Below are 20611 nucleotides of genomic sequence, written 5' to 3' on the forward strand. Positions count from 1 at the left end.
GAATCTACAGTTGTGTAGGAAGATGTTAGACCGCGTTCGTCGCCAGATACGGTGGACGAATGAACGCTCCCGCTTCGTCGTCACGACGGCACCGGGCCGAGCACCTGGGGCCCGAGCGGCGTCGACCACAAATTCTCGACGCAGCGCTCGACATCGCGGCCGCACAGGGTATCGCCGGCGTGACGATCGCGTCGGTTGCTGAGCGGCTCGACGTCACGCGTCCGGTCGTCTACTCGTGCTTCGCCAGTCGTGCAGACCTGGTCGACGCCTTGCTCCGGCGCGAGGAGCGATATCTCGACGCACGGCTTTCCGAAGCGGTGCACGAGCGCACGGTCAATGCGGGCGAGGACGTCTTCGTTGAGGGCTTCAGTGCGATGCTGCACGTCGTCGTCGATCGTCCGCAGGCGTGGCGACTGGTGTTCGGTCATCCCGACCCGGTCGTGGCGGACCTCGCAGGTTCAGGCAGGGCCGCGATGGTCGCGAGATGTACACGCCTGCTCGGGCCCACGTTGTCGGCATGGGGGATCGACGACGCGCAGACCAAACTGCCTGCACTGGTGGAGTTGTGGGTATCTGCGGGGGAGGGGGCAGTGCGTACGCTGCTGGCCGACGACACCTGGACTCCGGAGTCGCTCGGCGGTGTCGTCGGCGCTGCCGTCTACCGAGCGTTGCGCGGAGCCTAACCGGCGTAGGCGGGTTGGAACTGAAAGTTCGCGTGCTGTGTCTTCGCTGCGTCGCGGAAGATCTTCATCCTCCGCGGCACAAAGATGCCGACGTCACGCACTGATGTGGAGGTGACCTCAGCTCAGCGCGACGTACTTGACGGTCAGGTACTCGTCGATCCCCTCGGAGCCACCCTCGCGTCCGATTCCCGATTGCTTCACTCCGCCGAACGGCGCCGCGACGTCGGAGATCACGCCACGGTTGACCCCGACCATGCCGACGTCCAGCTTCGACGCGACACGGATACTGCGGTCGAGGTCGCGGGTGAAGAAGTAGCCGGCGAGCCCGTATTCGGTCGAGTTGGCGGCTGCGATCGCCTCGTCCTCGGACTCGAACGTACTGATCACCGCGACCGGTCCGAAGATCTCGTCGCGGGTGACCGGTGCGTACGCGTCGACCTGGTCGACGACCGTCGCCGGGTAGAAGTAGCCCTTGCCATCGGGTGCCTTGCCGCCGAGGCGGACCCGGCCTCCGTGAGCGACGGCGCTCTCCACTGCGGCGGCGACCTTGTCGCGTTGTGCTGCGGTGACCAGCGGTCCGAGCGTCACGCCCTCCTCGTAACCGGGTCCGAGGCGCACCGCCGACATCTTCTCGATGAGCTTCTCGGTGAACTCGTCGGCGACGCCGGCCTGCACCAGGAAGCGGTTCGCCGCGGTGCAGGCTTCGCCACCGTTGCGCATCTTCGCCAGGAAGGCGCCCTCGACGGCCTTGTCGACATCCGCGTCGTCGAACACGAGGAACGGCGCATTTCCGCCGAGTTCCATGGACGTGCGCTGGACGCGTTCCGCGGCCTGGGCCATGAGGTTCCGACCCACGGGAGTCGACCCGGTGAAGCTGATCTTACGAATGCGGTCGTCGGTGATGATCGCCGACGCGACACCGCGCGCATCGGTGGTCGGCAGCACGGACAGCACGCCCGCGGGAAGTCCTGCCTCGGCGAAGATCTCGGCCAGGGCGAGCATCGTGAGCGGGGTCTCGTGCGCCGGTTTGACCAGCATCACGTTGCCCGCAGCGAGCGCCGGACCGATCTTTCGTGTGCCCATGGCGAGTGGGAAATTCCACGGCGTGATCGCCAGTGACGGCCCGACCGGCCCGTGGCTCACCAGGATTCGGCCCGTCCCGCCGGGGGACTGCGTGCAGCGGCCGTCGATCCGGACGGCCTCCTCGGCGAACCAGCGCAGGAACTCGTTGCCGTACTTCGTTTCCGAGAGGCTGTCGGGCAGTGCCCGACCGAGTTCGAGTGTCATGAGCATCGCGAGGCTGTCGGCTCGATCGGCAACCAGTTCGAAAGCACGACGCAGGATCTCGCCCCGCTCACGGGCCGGGGTGGCGGCCCACGAGTCGGCGACGGCGACGGCACGGTCGAGCGCGTGGAGCGCATCGTCGACGCTCGCGTCGGCAACCGACACCAGTGATTCCTCGGTGGCCGGATTGATGACGTCGAATGTCTTGCCGCCCTTGGCCTCGACCTCCCGGCCGTCGATCCAGAGACCGGTGGGTACTCCGTCGAGCACGGCCTGTGGGTCAAGCACCTGAGTGCTGGTCATGCGAGTTCCCTTCGTGATGGCAGTGGGTCGGGGGCGAAGCCTCGACGTCGAGAGACGGGTTGCGGTCGAAGAAGCCGAACGGCTTGAGCCAGAACGACACCGTGTCGGCAGGCATCACCGGCCAGTCCTCGGGCCGGGTGATGTGATGGATGCCGAACGTGTACCAGAGGACGACGTCGGTGTTCTCGATCGGACGGTTGGCTTTGGTCCAGACGCCGAGACCGGTGTCGCGTTCGGATTGATTGACGAATTCGCCTGCAGGCCAACGCTCGTCCGGGCTGTTCGGTGTCACCCAGAGCGTATGACCCATGACTGTGGCACGTTGGAAGATCGGCGACGCCGGATCGAACATCGCGGGGAACGCGCCCGTTGGAACCAGCTTGTACGCCGGGTTCAGGCCGAGGGACGTTGTCTTGTTGGGATTGGCGATCTTCCACGACTTCTGCGTCGCGAAGTTCGGATCCTGCATGCCTTCCGACTCGGTGCGCAGCGGGGTGTTCTGTTGCACCAGCCCTAGTCCGAGCGGATTGTCGGGACCCATCGGCTCGACGAGGGTCTCGCTGGCATACACGGTGTTGTCGCTGCCATCGATGTCGAGATCCATCCGTGCGACCAGGAAGTGCTGGTGGAACGGTGCGTATGTCCGGTTGTCGATCGTGGTGCCGTGCGGATTCGACGTCACGCCCTCCGGCATCGGTGTGGTCACCATGATGCCGGTGGCGCGCACCTCGCATTCGATGTTGCCGTCCTGGTAGAAACGCCAGTAGACCAGGTACTCGTAATTGGCAACGGTCACATGGAAACTCACCGTCAACCGACGCATACGACGGACCTCGGCGCCCGCGTCGTGATCGACGTGCTTCCACAGGACCGCGTTGTCTTCCTCGTGGATGCAGATCGCGTTGGTGATGGTGTACGGCTCGCCCGCGCTGTTGTGCAGCGTGGCGTCGAGGTATCGGATCTCGCCGAGGCAATCGCAGCCGAGCTCCAGCGACGTCGTCATGAAGCCGAGACCCCACTCTCCGATGTCGAAAGCCGTTCGGCGGTAATGGTCTTCGCTGGGATCGCGATAGGGGACCACCATCTCCGCGAAGGACAGACGGTGAGCGATCTTGCGGACGTTGCCGCCGTCGTCGTAGGTGACGGTGTGTAGCGTCATGCCTTCGCGATAGTTGAATCCCACACGCAGAGACCACTTCTGCCACGTCAACTGGTTTCCGTCGAGCGTGAACGACGGGCCGTCGGGCTGAGTGATCTCCAGCGGCTTGAGCTCGGGCCGGTTGAACGTGTCGCGGATACGCTGCGGGATGTGCCGTGGCACGTACTCACCCATCACCGTCGGCTGGTCGAAGCCGCCGGTGTCCTCGATCCGCAGCAGCTCCATCGTGTTCACGTCGATCACGCAGTGCAGACCCGACACGGGATTCGCGTACGGGTTGGAACCCTCGCTGTTGCGAATCCACGTGTCCGACCAACCGAGACGTCGACCCTTGTACTCCTCGGGGATCACCGCGCCGCCGTAGGTCCACGTGTCCATGAAAACCGAGTCCAGATCGGTGATCCCACGCTTGGCCAGCGCCGCTTGGACGTCGGGATGGGCGCGCAGTACGCGGTCGCACTCCTCGAACTCGTCGACGGTGAAGTTCGCCTGGACGTCGGGGATCAGGTCGAACGAGTCGACGCTGCCGCCGGAGATCGACACGAATGCCTTGTATGTCGTGTTCTCACCGCTGTTGAAGCAGACGACCACGGCTCGACGCGGCGGTGGTGTGCCGTCGGTGTCGTAGGCGGCGAGTTCGCTCTTGGTCGGTTCGGCGAGTTCGATCGATGCGTAACGCCAACCGTCGCCGACGCCCTGCTCAGAGCCGAGTATCGCGGTGACGGTGCGGAATTCTTCGGCACTGAGTGGATCGAGCGGATGCATGGCAGAGCTCCTTAACATTCGGGCGACAACCGGTGGGCACAGCGTTCAGGCGTTGTCCTTGATGGCCTGGCACAGCACCGCGAGGCCATCGCGCAGCAGATCGTCGCCGATGACCAGCGGTGGCAACAGACGTAGCACGTTGCCGTACGTGCCGCAGGTCAACGCGACCACTCCCTGCGCGAGTGCGGCCTTCGCGGCAGCGGCCGTGAGGTCGGGGTTGGGTTCGCGGGTCGCCGTGCCGTCCTCGGCCGGTGTGACCAGTTCGACCGCGATCATCGCGCCGCGGCCACGGATGTCGCCGATCACCGGCAGCCCCGCCCCGGCGAGTTCGTCCGCGGTCGCTGTGAGGGTCTCGGTGATGATCGTCTCGATGTGCCGCGCACGGCCGCACAGATCCAGTGATTCCATCTGCTCGATGGCTGCCAGCGCCGCAGCGCAGGCCACCGGGTTGCCGCCGTAGGTTCCGCCGAGACCGCCGCCGTGGACGGTGTCCATGATGTCGGCGCGTCCGGTGACCGCCGACAGCGGCATACCGCCGGCGATGCCCTTGGCCATGGTGATGAGGTCGGGTTCGACGCCCTCCTGCTCACACGCGAACCACGTTCCGGTGCGGGCGAATCCGGCCTGCACCTCGTCGGCGATGAACAGCACGCGGTGCGCGGTGCACCATTCGGCCAGCGTCGACAGGAATCCCGGTGCGGGAACGATGAATCCGCCCTCACCCTGGATGGGCTCGATGACGATTGCCGCAGTGGTCTCCGCGCCGACCTGCTTCTCGATCATCGAGATCGCGCGCTTGGCCGCGGCGACGCCGTCGCTGCCGAGTTCGTCGCGGTACGGGTAGCTCATCGGCATCCGGTACACCTCGGGTGCGAACGGACCGAAGTTGCGCTTGTAGGGCATGCTCTTCGCCGTCATGGCCATGGTGAGGTTGGTGCGGCCGTGATAGGCGTGGTCGAAGGTGACCACGGCGTTGCGTCGCGTCGACAGTCGCGCGATCTTGACCGCGTTCTCGACGGCCTCGGCGCCCGAATTGAACAGCACGGTGCGCTTGTCGAAGTCGCCGGGGGTGATCTCGTTGAGCTTCTCGGCGACGGCGACGTAGCCCTCGTACGGCGTCACCATGAAGCAGGTGTGCGTGAAGTGCGCAGCCTGCTCGGCTACCGCGGCGGCGACGGCGGAGTTGCTCGCGCCGACCGACGTGACGGCGATGCCTGAGCCGAGGTCGATGAGCGAGTTGCCGTCGACGTCGACGATCACGCCGCCGTCGGCGTCGGTCGCGAACACGGGGACAGTTGACCCGACGCCCGCGGCGACGGCGGCCAGACGACGCGCCCCGATTTCCATCGAGCGCGGGCCGGGGAGTTCGGTCACCAGCTTCCGCTCCTGGGGCAGCCGGTAGGTGATGTCGGTTGCTGTGGTCATGGACACCAGTGTTCGCCTGCGACGCCTACCTGCGGACCTGACAAGTTGTCCACCAGGTGGTCTCTTTGCTGCCAAGATGTCCAGTGCACGGTTACGGTGGTGTGGTGACCACCGTTCGATGGCTGATGGCCCAGCGTCGGCTCGAACTCTCGCTCCGTGCGGGCGTCGACGGCCTCGACCGTGAACTCGACTGTGCGGTGAGCTCTGAACTCGTCTCGACCGCCGACTGGCTGCAGGGCGGGGAGGTGCTGCTCACCACCGGGATGCGATTGAGCGTCGACGACCCTGACGGGCAACGAGAGTTCGTGCGCAGCCTCGACGCCGTGGGTGCCGCGGCGATCGGTTTCGGCGTCGGCCTCGGTTTCGACGAGGTGCCCGCCGACCTGTTGGCGGCGGCCGACGAGTTCGGTCTGCCGCTGTTCGAGGTGCCGCTGGCCATTCCGTTCTCGGCGATCACCCGCGCGGTTCTCGACCAGATCGCCGCGCAGCGCTCGGCCCGGCTGGTGTCGGCCACCCGCGCACAACCACGCATGACCAGGGCCGCAACCGCGTCGGGCTCCAAGGGGCTCGTGCGCGAACTCGCCGACGCCGTCGGGAAACGGGTGATCTTGCTCGACGCCGCGCACACCCCGGTGGCCGAGGCGCCGGGTCCGGCGCGTCCCGACGAGCTCGAGCAGATCCGTGCCGTCGCGCTGCGTGACCCCGCCTCCGCGGGTGCCGTCCGCGTCACCGACGACTCGGTGCTGACCGTCGCGCGAGTCGGCTCGGGGACAACCACGTTCGGTCATCTGGGCGTGATCGGATCGAGCCCGCTCGACGATGTCGGGCGCATGTTGATCGGTCATGCCGTCTCGCTGCTCGCCATCGAATACGCCAAGCCACAACAGGTTCGACGCGATGTCGGCGAATTGCAGGGCGAGGTCCTCGCCCTCGCCATGGAGCGGCACATCGGGGAGCGATCTCGCGAGATACTCTCGCGCGCAGCAGATCCCGCTGGGCGGGTGCGTGCGGTGGTGTTCCGCTTCGAAGGAGTCGACGACGCGCTCCGGGGCGCACGCCGCCTTGCCATCGAGTTCGAACACCGCTGGCGCCCGGTGTTCGTGCACAGGCGCGAGGACGAGGTCGTCGGACTCGTCCGCGGCGACGACCACATCCAGTTCGCGACCGGTCTCCTCACGATGCTCAGTTCCACCGGCGGGGTCCGCGGCGGTCTGGGTCCCTCGGTTCCCGTCGACGATCTAGCCGACTCGGTACGACAGGCCAAGCTCTCGTGCCGCTCCGCGGCTGCCGGCCAGCTGGTCGACCTCTACGATCTACGCTCCCTGCTTGCCAGTGACAGCGTGCGAGAAGTGTTGCACGACAGCTACACCGAGCGCATCGCGCCACTCGTCGCGTACGACGCCGCAAACGGTGGCCAGCTTCAGCAGAGTTTGCTGGCGTTCTTGGAGGCCAACGGCAACTGGGGTGTTGCCGCAAGTGTGCTCGGAGTGCATCGGCACACACTGCGTGGACGCATCGAACGCGTCGAGGACATGCTCGCCGTCGACCTCACCGACGCCCGCACCCGTGCCGAACTCCTCCTGACCCTGCTGAGCGAAAGCGCATGATCACCACTCGCCACCGATCGCCCTCATCCCGGCCGCTACACATGGCGGCCGCGCGCACCCGACGGCTGCTCGCTTCCCGGGAGGGGCCCGCATCCCGGCTGCGCATGACGGCCGCACCGACCCGACACATCCGCGTCATCGCAGCGCTGCTCATCGCGGTCGCATTCACCGCGACCGCCTGCGCCGACGGCACCGGCACTCGGGCCGAGGGCACCAGTAATCCCGTCGACAGCACCAGCGATCCCGCCGACAGCACCGTCTACGTGAACCTCGGCGACAGTTACAGCGCCGGAACGGGAGTCAGGCCGTTGGTCGAGGACTCGCCGTTCCAGTGTCAGCGGTCCTCGTTGAACTTTGCGCACGTGCTCGCGCAGCGTCGCGGCCTGGCGCTCGACGACGTCAGTTGTGCCGGCGCGACGACGTCGGATTTCTTTGCGGCACAGTACTTCGGCGTCGGGCCACAGCTCGATGCGCTCGGGGATGGCACGCGGTTCGTGACGCTCATGATCGGTGGCAACGACGGAGACATCTTCTCGGGGACGATCCGCGATTGCGGCGACGTCGCGGCGGATGACCCCTCGGGTTCGCCCTGCCGCGCTCGGTACGGCGACACTTTCGTCGAACGTGTCCGCGAACGCACCTATCCCGATGTGATCAGGGCGCTGCGGGCGGTCGGCGAACGCGCCCCGCACGCGCGTGTCCTGGTGGTCGGGTATCCCTGGATTCTGCCGCCGACGACGGGCTGTTATCCGACGATGCGCGTGGCAGCGGGGGACGTCGCCTACATCCGCGACCTGCAGTCGACGCTCAACGACACCGTCGCACGGGCAGCGGCCGCCACGGGCGGGACGTTTGTCGACATGTCGGCGGTCTCCGAGGGGCACGATGCGTGTCAGCCCGAGGGAACGCGGTGGATCGAACCGCAAGTCGGGTCGTCGGCTCCGGTCACGGTGCACCCCAACGCGGCTGGGCAACGGGCGATCGCCGACGAGGTGGGTGCCGTGCTGGGCCGGTGACCCGGATACTCCACAGTGTGGCGTCCCTGCACAGCATCGCTGGCAGCTGCGAGGTCGACGCCGACGAGCGGCTCCTGTTCGGCGACGCTGTGGTGTGTGACCGAACCCGAGCACGACGACCACTGGCGCGGCGTCTTGTCCTGGGCGGAGCTCAAACGCCGCGGCTTCAGCCAGGCCCAGGTGCGGCGGATGGTGGCCGGCGGCGACCTGCGAGCGCTGCGTCGAGGGTGGTACGCCACCGCGAACGCCGACCCGACAGTCGCCTCGGCTGTCAGCGCCGGCGGTGTCTGCACCTGTGCGAGCGCGCTCGAACTGCACGGTGTGTGGGTCGCTCCGTTCGGTGACCTGGTGCACGTCCGCGGGCGCAACGTCGCCCCGAACGGATCGACGGGTACACATCACGTGTGCAGGCGGTATGGACGGGCGCAACCAGAGCTCTATCCACTCGACGACGTGGCGACCGCGCTCGCGTATGCGGTCCGATGTCTCGAGGGCGAGGCGATCGTCGCCGCCTGCGACTCCGTCCTGCACCAGGGGTTGCTCGAGTCGGCGGACCTGCAGGCGATGTTCTCGTCGATGCCGATCCGGATTCGACGGCTCCTCGACAGGTGCGACGGCTGCGCCGACTCCGGGGCCGAATCGATCTTCGGGTTCCGGCTGGCTAGCTTGGGTATCGCGTTTGAGAGTCAGGTCGAGATCCCCGGTATCGGCAGAGTGGATTTCCTGATCGGAAAGCGGCTGATCGTGGAGGTCGACAGCATCGCTTATCACGACAAGTCGCCTGCGCAGCGCGAGAAAGATCGAGTACGAGACGAAGCCGCCCACCGCATGGGTTACATACCGTGGCGCATCTCGTACAAGAGGCTGATGTTCAGCTGGGACGAGGTGGTCGAGACGCTGCTGGCGATGATCCGCAGGCGCGATCACCTCAAAGCATTGGCGGAGCCGCCCGAACTGACGCGCCTCGCCGCAGAGTCCGGCGCGGATCACGCACTCGGCTACTGGGATGATCCGGACTTCGCCGGCTGCTGACTCAACGTCGCCGGCTGTTGAGCCACAGGCCGCGGAGACGCGTCCCACCCCGAACCCCGCGCTCTGGACGGGCCAGCCGCGCGGGCTTCTGCGCAGTTTCGGGCGCCCCAACCCTGACCCGCGCGCTGGCCGCCCGGGGAGTGCGTACACAACTGTGACGTCAGCGGGGCGTCGCGACAATAGTTGTCGTGGCGCACCGCTGAGGGCCCGATTGTGTAGGCACCGGGCCGATTGCCGTGTGGGTGGTGGCATGATCTGGAGCCCCGGACGCGTTGAGCAGTTCTTCGCGCACGCTCGCGTGCCGCGCCCTGGCCTCGGCGCCCGTAACGCGTCAGGTCGCGGAGCTCTACGCGCGTTCTCCCGCGCCGCACCCCGATCTCGCCGGGAATCCCGATCTCGCCGCCGGGCATTCGGGAGTGCGTACACAACTGTGACGTCAGCGGGACGTCGCGACAATAGTTGTCGTGGCGCACCGCTGAGGGCCCGATTGTGTACGTACCCGACCCGGCTGCCTGATACGCCGCCATCGCGACCTCGTCCAACCTCTGTGATGCCCTGACCAGGGCGAATTTTCCTTGATCGTTGCGATTTGGAACACTGGTGGCCGTGAGGAGTTCCGCTGAAGTCGCAGCCCGTTCCACCGAATTGTTCCGCCGGGCCCAGGACGCGACCCCTGGCGGGGTCAATTCGCCGGTACGTGCGTTCTCCGCGGTCGGCGGCACTCCGCGATTCATCGCCTCGGCGCAGGGCTGCCATCTGACCGATGTCGACGGCAACGACTACGTCGATCTCGTCTCCTCCTGGGGGCCGATGATCCTCGGCCACGCGCACCCCGCGGTCGTCGAGGCGGTCCAGACGGCGGCGACGCACGGCCTGTCGTTCGGTGCGCCGACCGAGGGCGAGATCGAACTCGCCGAGGAGATCATCGACCGCGTCGACCCGGTCGAGCGGGTGCGCCTGGTCAACTCCGGCACCGAGGCGACGATGTCGGCGATCCGGCTGGCGCGCGGCGCCACCGGCCGGTCCAAGATCATCAAGTTCTCCGGTTGCTACCACGGTCACGTCGACGCGTTGCTCGCCGACGCGGGATCGGGCATCGCGACGCTCGGCCTCCCGACGACGCCCGGCGTCACCGGTGCTGCAGCTCATGACACCATCGTGTTGCCGTACAACGACCTCGACGCCGTCGCCAAGGCTTTCGACGCCTTCGGTGACGAGATCGCAGCCGTGATCACCGAGGCCGCAGCAGGGAACATGGGTGCCGTCGCACCCGTGGACGGATTCAACGCAGGCCTGCGCGACCTCACCCGACGCCACGGCGCGCTGTTCATCATCGACGAGGTGATGACCGGTTTCCGTGTGAGCCCGTCCGGGTGGTACGGGCTCGAAGGTGTCGCGGCCGACCTCTACACCTTCGGCAAGGTCATGAGTGGTGGTCTCCCCGCTGCAGCGTTCGGCGGACGCACCGACATCATGGAGAATCTCGCGCCCACCGGACCCGTCTACCAGGCGGGCACATTGAGCGGTAATCCCGTGGCCGTCGCGGCAGGTCTCGCGACGCTCCGTCACGCCGACGCCGACGTCTACTCAGCCCTCGACGCCAACTCCGACCGTCTCGCCTCGCTGTTCGACGAGGCGCTCACCGACGCCGGGGTCGGGCACCGGGTGCAGAAGGCGGGCAACCTGCTCAGTGTGTTCTTCACCTCCGATCCGACGACGCCGATCACCGACTATGCCGCGGTCAAAAACACCGAGACCTGGCGTTTCGCGCCGTTCTTCCACGCGCTGCTCGATGCGGGTGTCTATGCGCCGCCGAGCGCATTCGAGGCCTGGTTTGTCTCAGCGGCGCTGGACGAGGATGCTTTTGGTCGAATCGCTGACGCGCTGCCGACGGCAGCCCGCGCCGCAGCGCACGCCACGCAATCGGGGGAGTCCGACTGATGCACACAATCGTCCACATGATGCGCCACGGAGAGGTGCACAACCCGGACGGCATCCTCTACGGTCGCCTGCCCGGATTCCATTTGTCGACGACGGGTCGGGCGCAGGCAGAGAAGGTCGCCGGCACGCTCGCCGATCACGACATCACCGCGGTCTTCGCCTCGCCGTTGCAGCGCGCGCAGGAGACGGCCACCCCGATCGCCGCGGCGCACGGTCTGCCGATCTTCACCAATGACCAGCTGATCGAGGCCGACAACGTCTTCGAAGGACTCAAGGTCTCCGTCGGTGACGGCGCATTGAGCAAGCCCCGACACTGGTTCAAGCTGCGCGACCCCTTCACCCCGTCGTGGGGCGAGCCCTACATCCAGCTCGCGCACCGCATGCTCGCGGCGGCCAACAAGGCCCGCGACGCCGCGCGCGGACACGAGGCCGTCTGCGTCAGCCATCAACTGCCCGTCTACACGCTCCGACGCTTCCTCGAAGGCCAGCGACTCTGGCACGACCCGCGTCGTCGTCAGTGCTCACTGGCGTCGCTGACCAGCCTCATCTACGACGACGACGCGCTCGTCGACATCATCTACTCCGAACCCGCAGGGCATTCCGATCCGCTCGCGACCGGGGCATGAACCGGGTTCGACACATGCGTAGCAAGACCTTCACCGCTGCTCTGATCGCCGTGCTGACCACGCTCGGCGTGTTGGTGAGCGGCTGCAGCGGAGGCAACGACGCCGTCGCGCAGGGTGACACCTTCCAGTTCGTGTCGCCGGGTGGGAAGACGACGATCACCTACCCGGAGTCGGAGCGCAAACCGATCGCCGACCTCGTCGGCCCCGATCTCGTGACCGATCAGCAGATCGACGTCGACAAGGATTTCGCGGGCAAGGTCACCGTCATCAACGTGTGGGGCTCGTGGTGCGGGCCGTGCCGCGCGGAGGCCGACGACCTCGAGACCGTGTACGAGCAGAACAAGGACAAGGGCGTCGCCTTCGTCGGCATCAATCTGCGTGACGATCGTGCGTCGGCGAAGGATTTCGTCGCCGATCGTAAGGTCGGGTATCCGTCGATCTACGACTTCGACGGCGCGACACTCGCCTCGATGACCACCCCGACGTCGGTGGTGCCGACCACCGTCGTTCTCGACCGCAAGCACCGTCCGGCAGCGGTGTACCTGCGCACGGTCAGTTCCGACGAGCTCGGCGCGATGGTCGAGAAGGTCGCTGCGGAAGACTCCGGAAAGCAGCCGTGAGCGGGATGGGACAGACCTTCGCCGACACCGTGACCAGTGGCCCGCTGCTGCTGGCGCTTGCCGCGTGTGTCGTCGCCGGTCTCGTCTCGTTCGCGTCACCGTGTGTGGTGCCTTTGGTGCCGGGCTATCTGTCCTATCTCGCCGGACTCGTCGGTGCCGAAGCGCCTGCCGTCACCGTCGGCGAATCACCCAAGCGAGGACGCTCGCGCGTGGCGATCGCCGCAGCGCTGTTCGTGCTCGGATTCACCATCGTGTTCGTCGCGGCGACCGCGACGGTCCTGGGCATCACGAGCACGGTGATCGTCAATCATGATGTGCTGCAACGTGTCGGCGGTGTGGTCACCATCGTGATGGGTCTGGTGTTCATCGGCCTGATCCCGATGATGCAGCGTGAGTTCCGTTTCGCGCCGCGTAACGTCTCCAACATCGTCGGCGCGCCGCTGCTCGGCGCGGTCTTCGCGCTCGGCTGGACCCCGTGCCTCGGCCCGACACTCGCTGCGGTGATCGCGACCGCCAGCGGAACGCAGGGGGCCACAGCGGTCAAGGGTGTCGCGCTGATCATCGCGTACTGCGCAGGGTTGGGGATTCCCTTCGTCATCCTCGCGTTCTCGTCGGCGTGGGCGCTACGCAGCCTCACCTGGCTGCGCACGCACGCCCGGCTCATCCAGATCTTCGGCGGCATCATGCTCATCGCGGTCGGCGTGGCCCTGGTCACCGGCTGGTGGGATCAGTTCATCGTGTGGGTCCGCGACGCATTCATCTCCGACACCGAGCTTCCGGTATGAACGCAGACCGCATGACCCCGAGCGGAGGCGAGGCATTGACCCCGAGCGGAGGCGAGGCATTGACCCCGAGCGGAGGCGAGGCATTGACCCCGAGCGGAGGCGAGGCATTGACCCCGAGCGGAGGCGAGGAATGACACAGACCGTCGACCGGCCATCCACACCGGCGCCGCAGACCCCGCAGCGCCCGCACTGGGTCAAGCGTCGGGTGCTGTGGCCGCTGCGCAACGTGTGGCGCAGCCTGACGTCGATGCGCACCGCCCTGGTGCTGTTGTTCCTGCTCGCACTGGCTGCCATCCCGGGCGCCCTGCTGCCGCAGCGCGAACTCAACGAGCAGAAGACTGCGCAATACATCACCGACCACGGCTGGCTCGGCGAGTGGATGGACAAGATCCAGCTCTTCGACGTCTTCTCCAGCGCATGGTTCACCGCGATCTATGTGCTGCTGTTCATCTCGCTGGTCGGCTGCCTCACCCCGCGCATCTTCGAACACGCCAAGAGCCTGCGCACCAAACCCGTTGCTGCGCCGCGCAATCTGTCGCGAATGCCGCGTCACATCACCGAGACGGTCGACGGCGATCCCGTGGAACTCGCCGAACGCATCTCGGGCAATCTGCGTGGCTGGCGACGCGAGGTCACGGTGCGCGAGCCGTCGAAGGCCTATCCCGAAGGCTGTGTCGAGGTGTCCGCGGAGAAGGGCTACCTCCGCGAATTCGGCAACCTGGTCTTCCATTTCGCGCTGTTGGCACTGCTGGTTTCGATCGCGGTGGGCAAGGTGTACGGCTACGAGGGCACGCGCAGTCTGGTCGCCGACGGCGAGCAGGGACTGTGCAACACGTCGACGGCGGTCTACGACTCGTTCCGCGCGGGCGCGTTGGTCGACGGGACCGATCTGTCACCGTTCTGCATTCGCGTCGACGACTTCTCCGCGACATTCCTCCCCGACGGCCAGCCGTCGATGTACGACGCGAAGATCCGCTACACCACCGACCCGCGCACACCGTCGTCGCAGTGGCAGGAGCGATCGGTGCGCGTCAACGATCCGCTGCGTGTCTCGGGCGACCGTGTGTACGTGTTGGGCAACGGTTTCGCGCCGACCTTCACCGTGACCTTCCCGAACGGGGAGAAGCGCACCCAGACAGCGCTGTTCATCCCCGAGGTCATGCAGACCATGCTGTCGTCGGGTGCCGCGCGGTTCGACACCCCCGCCGGGCTGTATCCCGACGAGGACACGCGGCGCAAGAACCAGATCGCTCTCGAGGGTCTCTTCGCGCCGACGGCCAGCTATGACGGCACGCTGCTCAGCTCGTCGTCGCCCGAACCGAGCGACCCGCAGGTCGCGATCCGGATCTACAAGGGCGACACCGGCCTCGACACCGGTCGCGCGCAGAATGCGTATTCCCTCGACACCAACATGATCCACCAGGGCAGGTTGAATCGTGAGGCGCAGGCCAATCTCAAGGTCGGCGAGAGCGCAAGCCTGCCGGATGGGACGAAGGTCAGCTTCGACGGCTACAAGCGCTGGATCTCGGTGCAGGTCTCCCACGACCCCGCACAGATCTGGGTGCTGGTCTCGGCCATCGTCATGCTCGGTGGTCTGGTGGTGTCGCTGGTGATCCGACGCCGCCGCATCTGGGCCCGTCTGGTGCCCGACTCGGAGAACGGCGAGCGACGACGTACTGTAGTAGAAATTGCCGGGCTGGCCCGCACCGACCAGGCCGGCTGGGGCGAGGGCTTCGACGATCAGGCGCGTGGCCTGCTCGACGAGGACAGTCGCCCGAGACGCCTGTAATAGATGCGTCGTGGTGGACGCATCGATAGCAGCAAATTGAGGTAGGCACAGATGGGCAACGGAACAGACCTGATCGACGAGACGATGGCGCGCTACTCCGACCTTCTGTTCGGTACCGCGATCACCATCTACGTCCTGGCGATGCTCATGTTCCTCGCGGCCCTCGCCGGTGCACGCTCACGGAAACTCTCCGCAGCCAAGGAACTGGTCACCGCGGGCGGTGGATCGACCACGTCGACACAGCGGGCTCCCGGCAGGATCGAGGGTCCGGCTCCACGCACGGTGTCGGAGAAGATCGGCAACATGGCGTATCCGGTGGTGTTCGTCGGGTTGGTCGCGCACATCGCATCGATCGTCACACGAGGAATCGCCACCGACCGCGCCCCGTGGGGCAACATGTACGAGTTCATCTCGCTGACCTGCGCAGCCTGCGTGGTCGCGGGACTCGTCATCCTGCGCAAGCAGATAAACCGTCCGCTGATCGCCTTTGTGCTGCTGCCGGTCACGCTGCTCATGTTCATCGCGGGCCGCTGGCTCTACACGCAGGCCGCGCCCGTGGTTCCTGCGCTCAAGTCGTACTGGCTGGCCATCCACGTGTCCATCATCTCGATCAGCTCCGGTGTGCTGCTCGTGTCCGGTGTGGCCAGCATCCTGTACCTGGTGAAGATGCGCTGGGGAGCGTCGACCGAGACGGTCGCCGAGACCGGCGGCGGTGCCATCGGGGGACTGAAACGACTCGTCGCCCACATCCCGAGCGCAGAGGCACTCGATCGTCTCGCCTACAAGTGCGTGGTGTTCGGATTCCCGCTCTTCGGGCTGGGTATCGTCTTCGGCGCGATCTGGGCCGAGTCGGCCTGGGGCCGCTTCTGGGGCTGGGACCCCAAGGAGACCGTGTCCTTCATCGCCTGGATCATCTACGCGGCATATCTACACGCCCGCGCGACCGCGGGGTGGCGGAACAGCACAGCGGCCTGGATCAACGTCGCGGGATTCGTCGCCCTGCTGTTCAACCTGTTCATCATCAACCTGGTGGTGTCGGGCCTGCACTCCTACGCGGGACTCTGAGCCCCGCTGTAGTTCTCGCGGTCCGCTCGGACACAGCCTGCGCGCGCACCATCTTGAGCAGGTCGATCACGACGTCGATGGTGTCGGGGCACAGGCTACCCACATCGATTCCGGACAGATGTGTCTCGGTGGTGGCGAGCATCGCCACGTAATCGCGTTGCCGCTGTACGCGATCGAGGTCCTCGTCGGGATTCGAGAGGAAGTAGGTCACGCTGACCTCGAAGGCGCTGGCGATGGCCTCGACCGTCTTGAACGACGGCGTGCGCGCCTTACCTGTCCGCAACTGCGAGATGTAGGCGTCACTCAGCGAGTGACCGCGTTGATTGGCTTTCTCGGCAATCCTCTTACCGGTGTACCGGTGGCCGTTCTCGTCTCTGGAGTGTTCGAAGAGTTCAGCCAGCTTGGCGGCGAAACTGTCGTCGCCACCGGTTGCCGTGCCCGGGCGAATGGTCATGGATCACGACCAGCCCGACGTGTCGATGTGGGTGGTGATGTCGGTATCCCCCTGGCGCAGTGTCGGATACGGAACCGTCATCGTACCCGGACTCTGCGAGGGCGTGTCGTGCATCCCGGTTGGGCGATGCGTCACAGTTCGTCGTTGGGTCCTCGGGTGCGCCGGTCGAGGTCGCGAAGGAAATCTGCGTCATCGTCGGGGCCGACCGGTCGATGCGCACGCGAGCGCGAGGTGCGCGCACCCATCGAGTCGCGGCGTTCTGACAGCTGAGGCCCGAAAGCGCGCCACAACAGAAAACCGATCGCGACCAAGCCGACGATGGCCAGTAGAAACGTCATGGCAACCTCCCATCAACCAGGGTACGCGACCCGATGTGGGAGGCCTGTGACCTGCTGGCGGCGCGTGCGACTATCCGACGCGACGATTGAGGAGGGCGACGACGTCTTCCTCGCGAAAGCGTCGATGGCCGCCCGGGGTGCGGATCGACCCGAGAATGCCCGAGCTCGCCCACCGTGCGACGGTCTTGGGGTTCACATTGAACATCGCGGCGACCTGGCCGGGGGTCAGCGTGTGCTGGCTGGCGAGGCCAGGGGTGATGACGGTGGCTGCACCAGGGTTGAGAGCGGTCATTGTTCTCCCCTTCGGGTTCTCGAAGACGCGCAGCTTGCGCGCTCACACATGAATACACGCAAAACGCCCAGGTACTCGAACCGTCATATCGAGGTAAAGAGAGTCAAAAGGTGGCCGTGACCTGCGAACACCTATTCCGGCCCAAGTATCCTGAGCGTGTGAGTGACAAGCGGGACCCCACGCAAACGGGTACACACAAACCAGACAACACAGACATCGCAGGTCAGCGCGGTGTGGGCATGGGAGACCTGGTGGTCTCCATCCTGCTGTACACAGTTGCCCGTCTTCTGCTGGTGGTGGTCGTGGCCGCGATCATCATGGGTGTCGGCGCGTTGGCAGGTGTCACGGTGCCGCTGTTGGTCGCCGCAGTGTTCGGTGTGCTGATCGCGCTTCCGCTCGGGATGGTGTTGTTCAAGAAGCTGCGCGTACGCGTCAACACGCAGATCGCAGCGGTCGACTCCGAGCGTCGTCGTAAGCACGAGGACCTCCAGACGCGCCTGCGTGGAGCAGACGGCAAATGACGCACACCGTCGAGTCCGCGCGCAGCGTCGACCATCGCGGCGACCGACGCTGGGCCGACAACGCGGTGCGACTGATCGAAGCGGATGCACGCCGCAGCGCCGACACGCATCTGCTGCGTTGCGAACTGCCCGCGTGGTCGCGCTGGGTCGACGACGGAAGCAACGGGGCGCCCGGGACCGAGGTCGGCGTCGACCTGTACCTGAAGGACGAGAGCACCCATCCCACGGGCTCGCTGAAGCATCGGTTGGCCCGATCATTGTTCCTCTATGCGCTCTGCAACGGATGGATCACCGAGGGCACCACGGTCATCGAGGCGTCCTCGGGGTCGACGGCCGTCAGCGAGGCGTACTTTGCTCATCTGATCGGTGTGCCGTTCATCGCGGTGATGACCTCGGGCACATCGCCGGCCAAAACGGCTCTCATCGAACGTGAGGGCGGACGATGCCACTTCGTCGAGCGTGCGTCGGATGTCTACGACGAGGCACTGCGACTCGAGCGCGAGCTCGGTGGACATTTCATCGACCAGTTCACGATGGCCGAACGCGCAACCGACTGGCGCGGCAACAACAACATCGCCGAGTCGATCTTCGCGCAGATGGCCACCGAGGATCACCCGGTGCCCACATGGATCGTGGTCGGTGCAGGCACCGGCGGAACGTCGGCGACGCTCGGCCGCTATCTCCGCTACCGCCGACACCCCACGTGGCTGGCCGTCGTCGATCCCGAGAACTCAGTGTTCCTGCCGGCCTACGAGAGTGGTGACGGGTCCCTGCGGTCGGAGACCGGATCGCGGATCGAAGGCATCGGGCGACCCCGTGTCGAACCCTCGTTCGTGTCGCAGGTGATCGACCGCATGATCGGTGTACCCGACGCCGCGTCGATCGCCGCCGCCCGTCACCTCTCGGATCGGTTGGGACGCCGTGTCGGGGGTTCGACCGGCACCAACATGTGGGGTGTCGCGCAGGTGATCTCCGAGATGGTGGCACAGAGTCAGGCAGGCAGCGTCGTCACACTGCTGTGTGACTCCGGGGACCGTTACGCGACAACCTATTTCGACGACGAGTGGGTCGCCGCGCAGGGCTTCGACCTCACCGCACCGACCGCAGTGCTCGACGAGTTCTACCGCACTGCGGTCTGGACGGGTTGAAGGGGTTCCCTCTGCGGATCAGGGCCGTCGATCGCCGACACGACCACGTCGTCGAGTCCGAGCGCTCGGAGAGCGTTCTGCTTCAACAGGTTCCGCGTCGGCAAATGGTAGCCGGAGTGGTCGGTGCCGATCCCCTGAGCGATGGGGACCGAAATGCCCCGGCGTGTGAACGCTCTGGGCCCTCCCAGTCGCTCGAACTGTCGATAGTCGTTCGGCGCCAGTATGAGTCGCACGTCCGCACCCGAACGCTGGATGTGCGCGATCATGGTCTCCGGCACTTGGAAGACGCGTAGCCGTGCCATCGCGGCGCGTAGCAGGGGGGAGCGCACTCTGCCTACGAAATCGGTCGTATCCCTGATTCCTCGATGAATCGTGCGATGCCGCTGGAACTCGAGTCGCGCCGCAGTCGATTCGGCACCACGAATGAAGGGCACCGGCGTGCTGGGCCACACATCCCATCGATTGACGTTGGCGATGATGGCGACTGTCCTCGAGCGTTCGTTCTGACGACGAGCCGTCTCGATTGCTGCGTGCGCCGACATCCAGTTCCCTGCGCAGATACCAAGGTGCGCAAGCACAGTGATGCGCGTGAGGTTGAGTTCGTCCAGAATGCGGACACCGTCGCGGATATACGACGACGTGAACAGCTTGACGAAAGTGTCGTTCTCCGACGTCGTACCGGACTCTCCGACGCCGCGGCGGTCGAACCGTACCGCCCGGCCACCTCGCGCTGCGACCTCGTGCGCAAGTTCGAGATACAGCCGGGCGGGTCCACTGCGGATATCGTGACCGATCGGATGAGTGACGAGCACGCGCTCCGCGGTTCCGTGGGTGCCCGAAAGTGCGGTGTCCCACACCACGATGCCGTCGTCGGTCGTACGTACCTGAGTCTCGATCGGACGACCGTCTGTCGTCCACGCCATCACGGCCCGTTCGATCGGTTTCGGTGTGATTTTTGTGGTCGCCGTGGGCATATGCCGAGGTAACCACTGCGCGATGCGTCGAAGCTCGACGGGAAAATCGATCAGCAGTGCCTCGGTCGCCAGGATGAACGGTGACTGGTCGCTGATGGACTGCACCGTGCCGCCTGCGTCGCTGACCGTGTGCGCCAGCGTCGAATCGAGTTCATCCTCCGGAACGAGCGCGAGGACACCCGTGGTGCGCGATCCGACTGCTGCAGTGGGATCGAGAGTCATTCGGGAGAAGGCACGTGCCGCATCCTTGTGCAGCGTGAGACCTGCCAGATGGACGACGTCGGCCCGGTCGCTCACCGAGGTCTCGTCACCTTCCGAAAGGGTCGCGTACAGCATCTGTTGGGTGCGTATGAAATGTCGTCCCCGCAGCACCGGATCCCAGAGGACGAGAGCGTGCGCGTGGTCGCGCACACGTTCGTTGGCAGTCGCGACGAGGGCTCCACTGCGGTGCGCCACCACAGCGATCGAGCCGACGCCGAGGCCGGAGAGGTGATCGAACGCAGCGGTGACGCTCTCGTCCCATCGGTCGATTGCCGACGGATCCGCCTGAGCGCCAGCTGATTCGCCCGTGCCCGCGTAGTCGATACGCAACACCATGAGTCGTTGCTCCGCCAACGATTCGGCGAGTCGCTTGAACCCACGCCAGGTGTGGTTCAACTCCTTGCCGAGTGGCGGGCAGATCAACACCGCGCCCCGAACGAGACCGTCGGCAGGGTAGGTGTACACGCCGAAGACCGGGGAGGTGTCGGCGCGCAGGTAGGTCGGTGTGTTGACGATCCTCATC

Annotated in this window: 21 protein-coding genes; 14 read left to right on the forward strand and 7 right to left on the reverse strand. The window is 66.0% G+C overall.

All coding sequences use genetic code 11. The features are described 5' to 3' along the window. Window positions 1-59: 59 nt before the first annotated feature. On the forward strand, window positions 60-683 hold the full coding sequence (locus tag LK459_RS14290) for a TetR/AcrR family transcriptional regulator (protein ID WP_227919070.1): 624 nt from the start codon (window positions 60-62) through the stop codon (window positions 681-683). Between the two features lie 117 nt (window positions 684-800). On the opposite strand, the gene LK459_RS14295 is transcribed toward LK459_RS14290, so the two are convergent. The 3 genes from LK459_RS14295 to gabT are packed head-to-tail and all read right to left on the reverse strand — an operon-like array spanning window position 801 to window position 5619. Next, on the reverse strand, window positions 801-2270 hold the full coding sequence (locus LK459_RS14295; RefSeq protein ID WP_227919071.1) for an NAD-dependent succinate-semialdehyde dehydrogenase: 1470 nt from the start codon (window positions 2268-2270) through the stop codon (window positions 801-803). Further along, entirely contained in the window at window positions 2248-4194 is a 1947-nt protein-coding gene (locus LK459_RS14300) for a primary-amine oxidase (protein ID WP_227919073.1), read from the reverse strand. Before LK459_RS14300 ends, LK459_RS14295 begins: the two co-directional genes overlap by 23 nt. A 45-nt stretch (window positions 4195-4239) precedes the next feature. Beyond that, window positions 4240-5619: a 4-aminobutyrate--2-oxoglutarate transaminase gene (gene gabT / locus LK459_RS14305; RefSeq protein WP_007237407.1), complete on the reverse strand. Its 1380-nt coding sequence runs from the start codon at window positions 5617-5619 to the stop codon at window positions 4240-4242. A gap of 104 nt (window positions 5620-5723) precedes the next feature. Between gabT and LK459_RS14310 the strand changes: the two genes are divergently transcribed. The 11 genes from LK459_RS14310 (at window position 5724) to ccsB (ending at window position 16100) form a co-directional block, all read left to right on the forward strand. Then, window positions 5724-7226, forward strand: a complete 1503-nt coding sequence (locus tag LK459_RS14310; RefSeq protein ID WP_227919074.1) for a PucR family transcriptional regulator — start codon at window positions 5724-5726, stop codon at window positions 7224-7226. Further along, complete coding sequence (locus LK459_RS14315) at window positions 7223-8242, forward strand: SGNH/GDSL hydrolase family protein (RefSeq protein WP_227919076.1); 1020 nt, start codon at window positions 7223-7225, stop codon at window positions 8240-8242. Before LK459_RS14310 ends, LK459_RS14315 begins: the two co-directional genes overlap by 4 nt. A gap of 96 nt (window positions 8243-8338) precedes the next feature. Further along, window positions 8339-9274, forward strand: coding sequence for a type IV toxin-antitoxin system AbiEi family antitoxin domain-containing protein (locus LK459_RS14320; protein ID WP_227919078.1), 936 nt, complete (start codon window positions 8339-8341; stop codon window positions 9272-9274). 272 nt (window positions 9275-9546) lie between these two features. Then, window positions 9547-9708, forward strand: a complete 162-nt coding sequence (locus LK459_RS14325; RefSeq protein ID WP_227919080.1) for a hypothetical protein — start codon at window positions 9547-9549, stop codon at window positions 9706-9708. Window positions 9709-9880: 172 nt separating this feature from the next. Further along, entirely contained in the window at window positions 9881-11215 is a 1335-nt protein-coding gene (gene hemL, locus LK459_RS14330) for a glutamate-1-semialdehyde 2,1-aminomutase (RefSeq protein ID WP_227919086.1), read from the forward strand. Then, window positions 11215-11841, forward strand: a complete 627-nt coding sequence (locus tag LK459_RS14335) for a histidine phosphatase family protein (protein ID WP_007237412.1) — start codon at window positions 11215-11217, stop codon at window positions 11839-11841. Before hemL ends, LK459_RS14335 begins: the two co-directional genes overlap by 1 nt. Window positions 11842-11855: 14 nt before the next feature. Next, complete coding sequence (locus tag LK459_RS14340; RefSeq protein ID WP_007237413.1) at window positions 11856-12461, forward strand: TlpA disulfide reductase family protein; 606 nt, start codon at window positions 11856-11858, stop codon at window positions 12459-12461. 5 nt (window positions 12462-12466) lie between these two features. Next, window positions 12467-13246: a cytochrome c biogenesis CcdA family protein gene (locus tag LK459_RS14345; RefSeq protein WP_227923760.1), complete on the forward strand. Its 780-nt coding sequence runs from the start codon at window positions 12467-12469 to the stop codon at window positions 13244-13246. Next, entirely contained in the window at window positions 13243-13380 is a 138-nt protein-coding gene (locus LK459_RS14350; RefSeq protein ID WP_227919088.1) for a hypothetical protein, read from the forward strand. Before LK459_RS14345 ends, LK459_RS14350 begins: the two co-directional genes overlap by 4 nt. Then, on the forward strand, window positions 13377-15035 hold the full coding sequence (gene resB / locus LK459_RS14355) for a cytochrome c biogenesis protein ResB (protein WP_227919090.1): 1659 nt from the start codon (window positions 13377-13379) through the stop codon (window positions 15033-15035). The genes LK459_RS14350 and resB overlap by 4 nt, the downstream gene beginning before the upstream one ends. A 51-nt stretch (window positions 15036-15086) precedes the next feature. Then, window positions 15087-16100, forward strand: a complete 1014-nt coding sequence (ccsB, locus tag LK459_RS14360; protein ID WP_007237416.1) for a c-type cytochrome biogenesis protein CcsB — start codon at window positions 15087-15089, stop codon at window positions 16098-16100. Here the strand turns inward: ccsB and LK459_RS14365 are convergent. The 3 genes from LK459_RS14365 to LK459_RS14375 all read right to left on the reverse strand — a co-directional run bounded on the left by LK459_RS14365 (window position 16057) and on the right by LK459_RS14375 (window position 17184). Continuing rightward, window positions 16057-16554: a helix-turn-helix domain-containing protein gene (locus LK459_RS14365; protein WP_227919092.1), complete on the reverse strand. Its 498-nt coding sequence runs from the start codon at window positions 16552-16554 to the stop codon at window positions 16057-16059. The genes ccsB and LK459_RS14365 overlap by 44 nt on opposite strands. 131 nt (window positions 16555-16685) lie before the next feature. Continuing rightward, complete coding sequence (locus LK459_RS14370) at window positions 16686-16892, reverse strand: hypothetical protein (RefSeq protein WP_007237418.1); 207 nt, start codon at window positions 16890-16892, stop codon at window positions 16686-16688. Window positions 16893-16962: 70 nt separating this feature from the next. Further along, window positions 16963-17184: a BldC family transcriptional regulator gene (locus LK459_RS14375; RefSeq protein ID WP_007237419.1), complete on the reverse strand. Its 222-nt coding sequence runs from the start codon at window positions 17182-17184 to the stop codon at window positions 16963-16965. A 158-nt stretch (window positions 17185-17342) separates the two neighbouring features. Here LK459_RS14375 and LK459_RS14380 point away from each other — a divergent pair, with 158 nt between their 5' ends. Then, on the forward strand, window positions 17343-17705 hold the full coding sequence (locus tag LK459_RS14380; protein WP_227919094.1) for a DUF4229 domain-containing protein: 363 nt from the start codon (window positions 17343-17345) through the stop codon (window positions 17703-17705). Beyond that, a complete protein-coding gene (gene cds1, locus LK459_RS14385; protein ID WP_227919095.1) occupies window positions 17702-18853 on the forward strand; it encodes an L-cysteine desulfhydrase Cds1 in 1152 nt (383 codons plus the stop codon). The genes LK459_RS14380 and cds1 overlap by 4 nt, the downstream gene beginning before the upstream one ends. Here the strand turns inward: cds1 and LK459_RS14390 are convergent. Further along, window positions 18826-20610: an alpha/beta hydrolase gene (locus tag LK459_RS14390; protein WP_227919097.1), complete on the reverse strand. Its 1785-nt coding sequence runs from the start codon at window positions 20608-20610 to the stop codon at window positions 18826-18828. The genes cds1 and LK459_RS14390 overlap by 28 nt on opposite strands. Window position 20611 lies beyond the last annotated feature (1 nt).

The sequence above is a fragment of the Gordonia otitidis genome (assembly GCF_020735545.1).
In the GTDB taxonomy this organism is placed as follows: domain Bacteria; phylum Actinomycetota; class Actinomycetes; order Mycobacteriales; family Mycobacteriaceae; genus Gordonia; species Gordonia otitidis.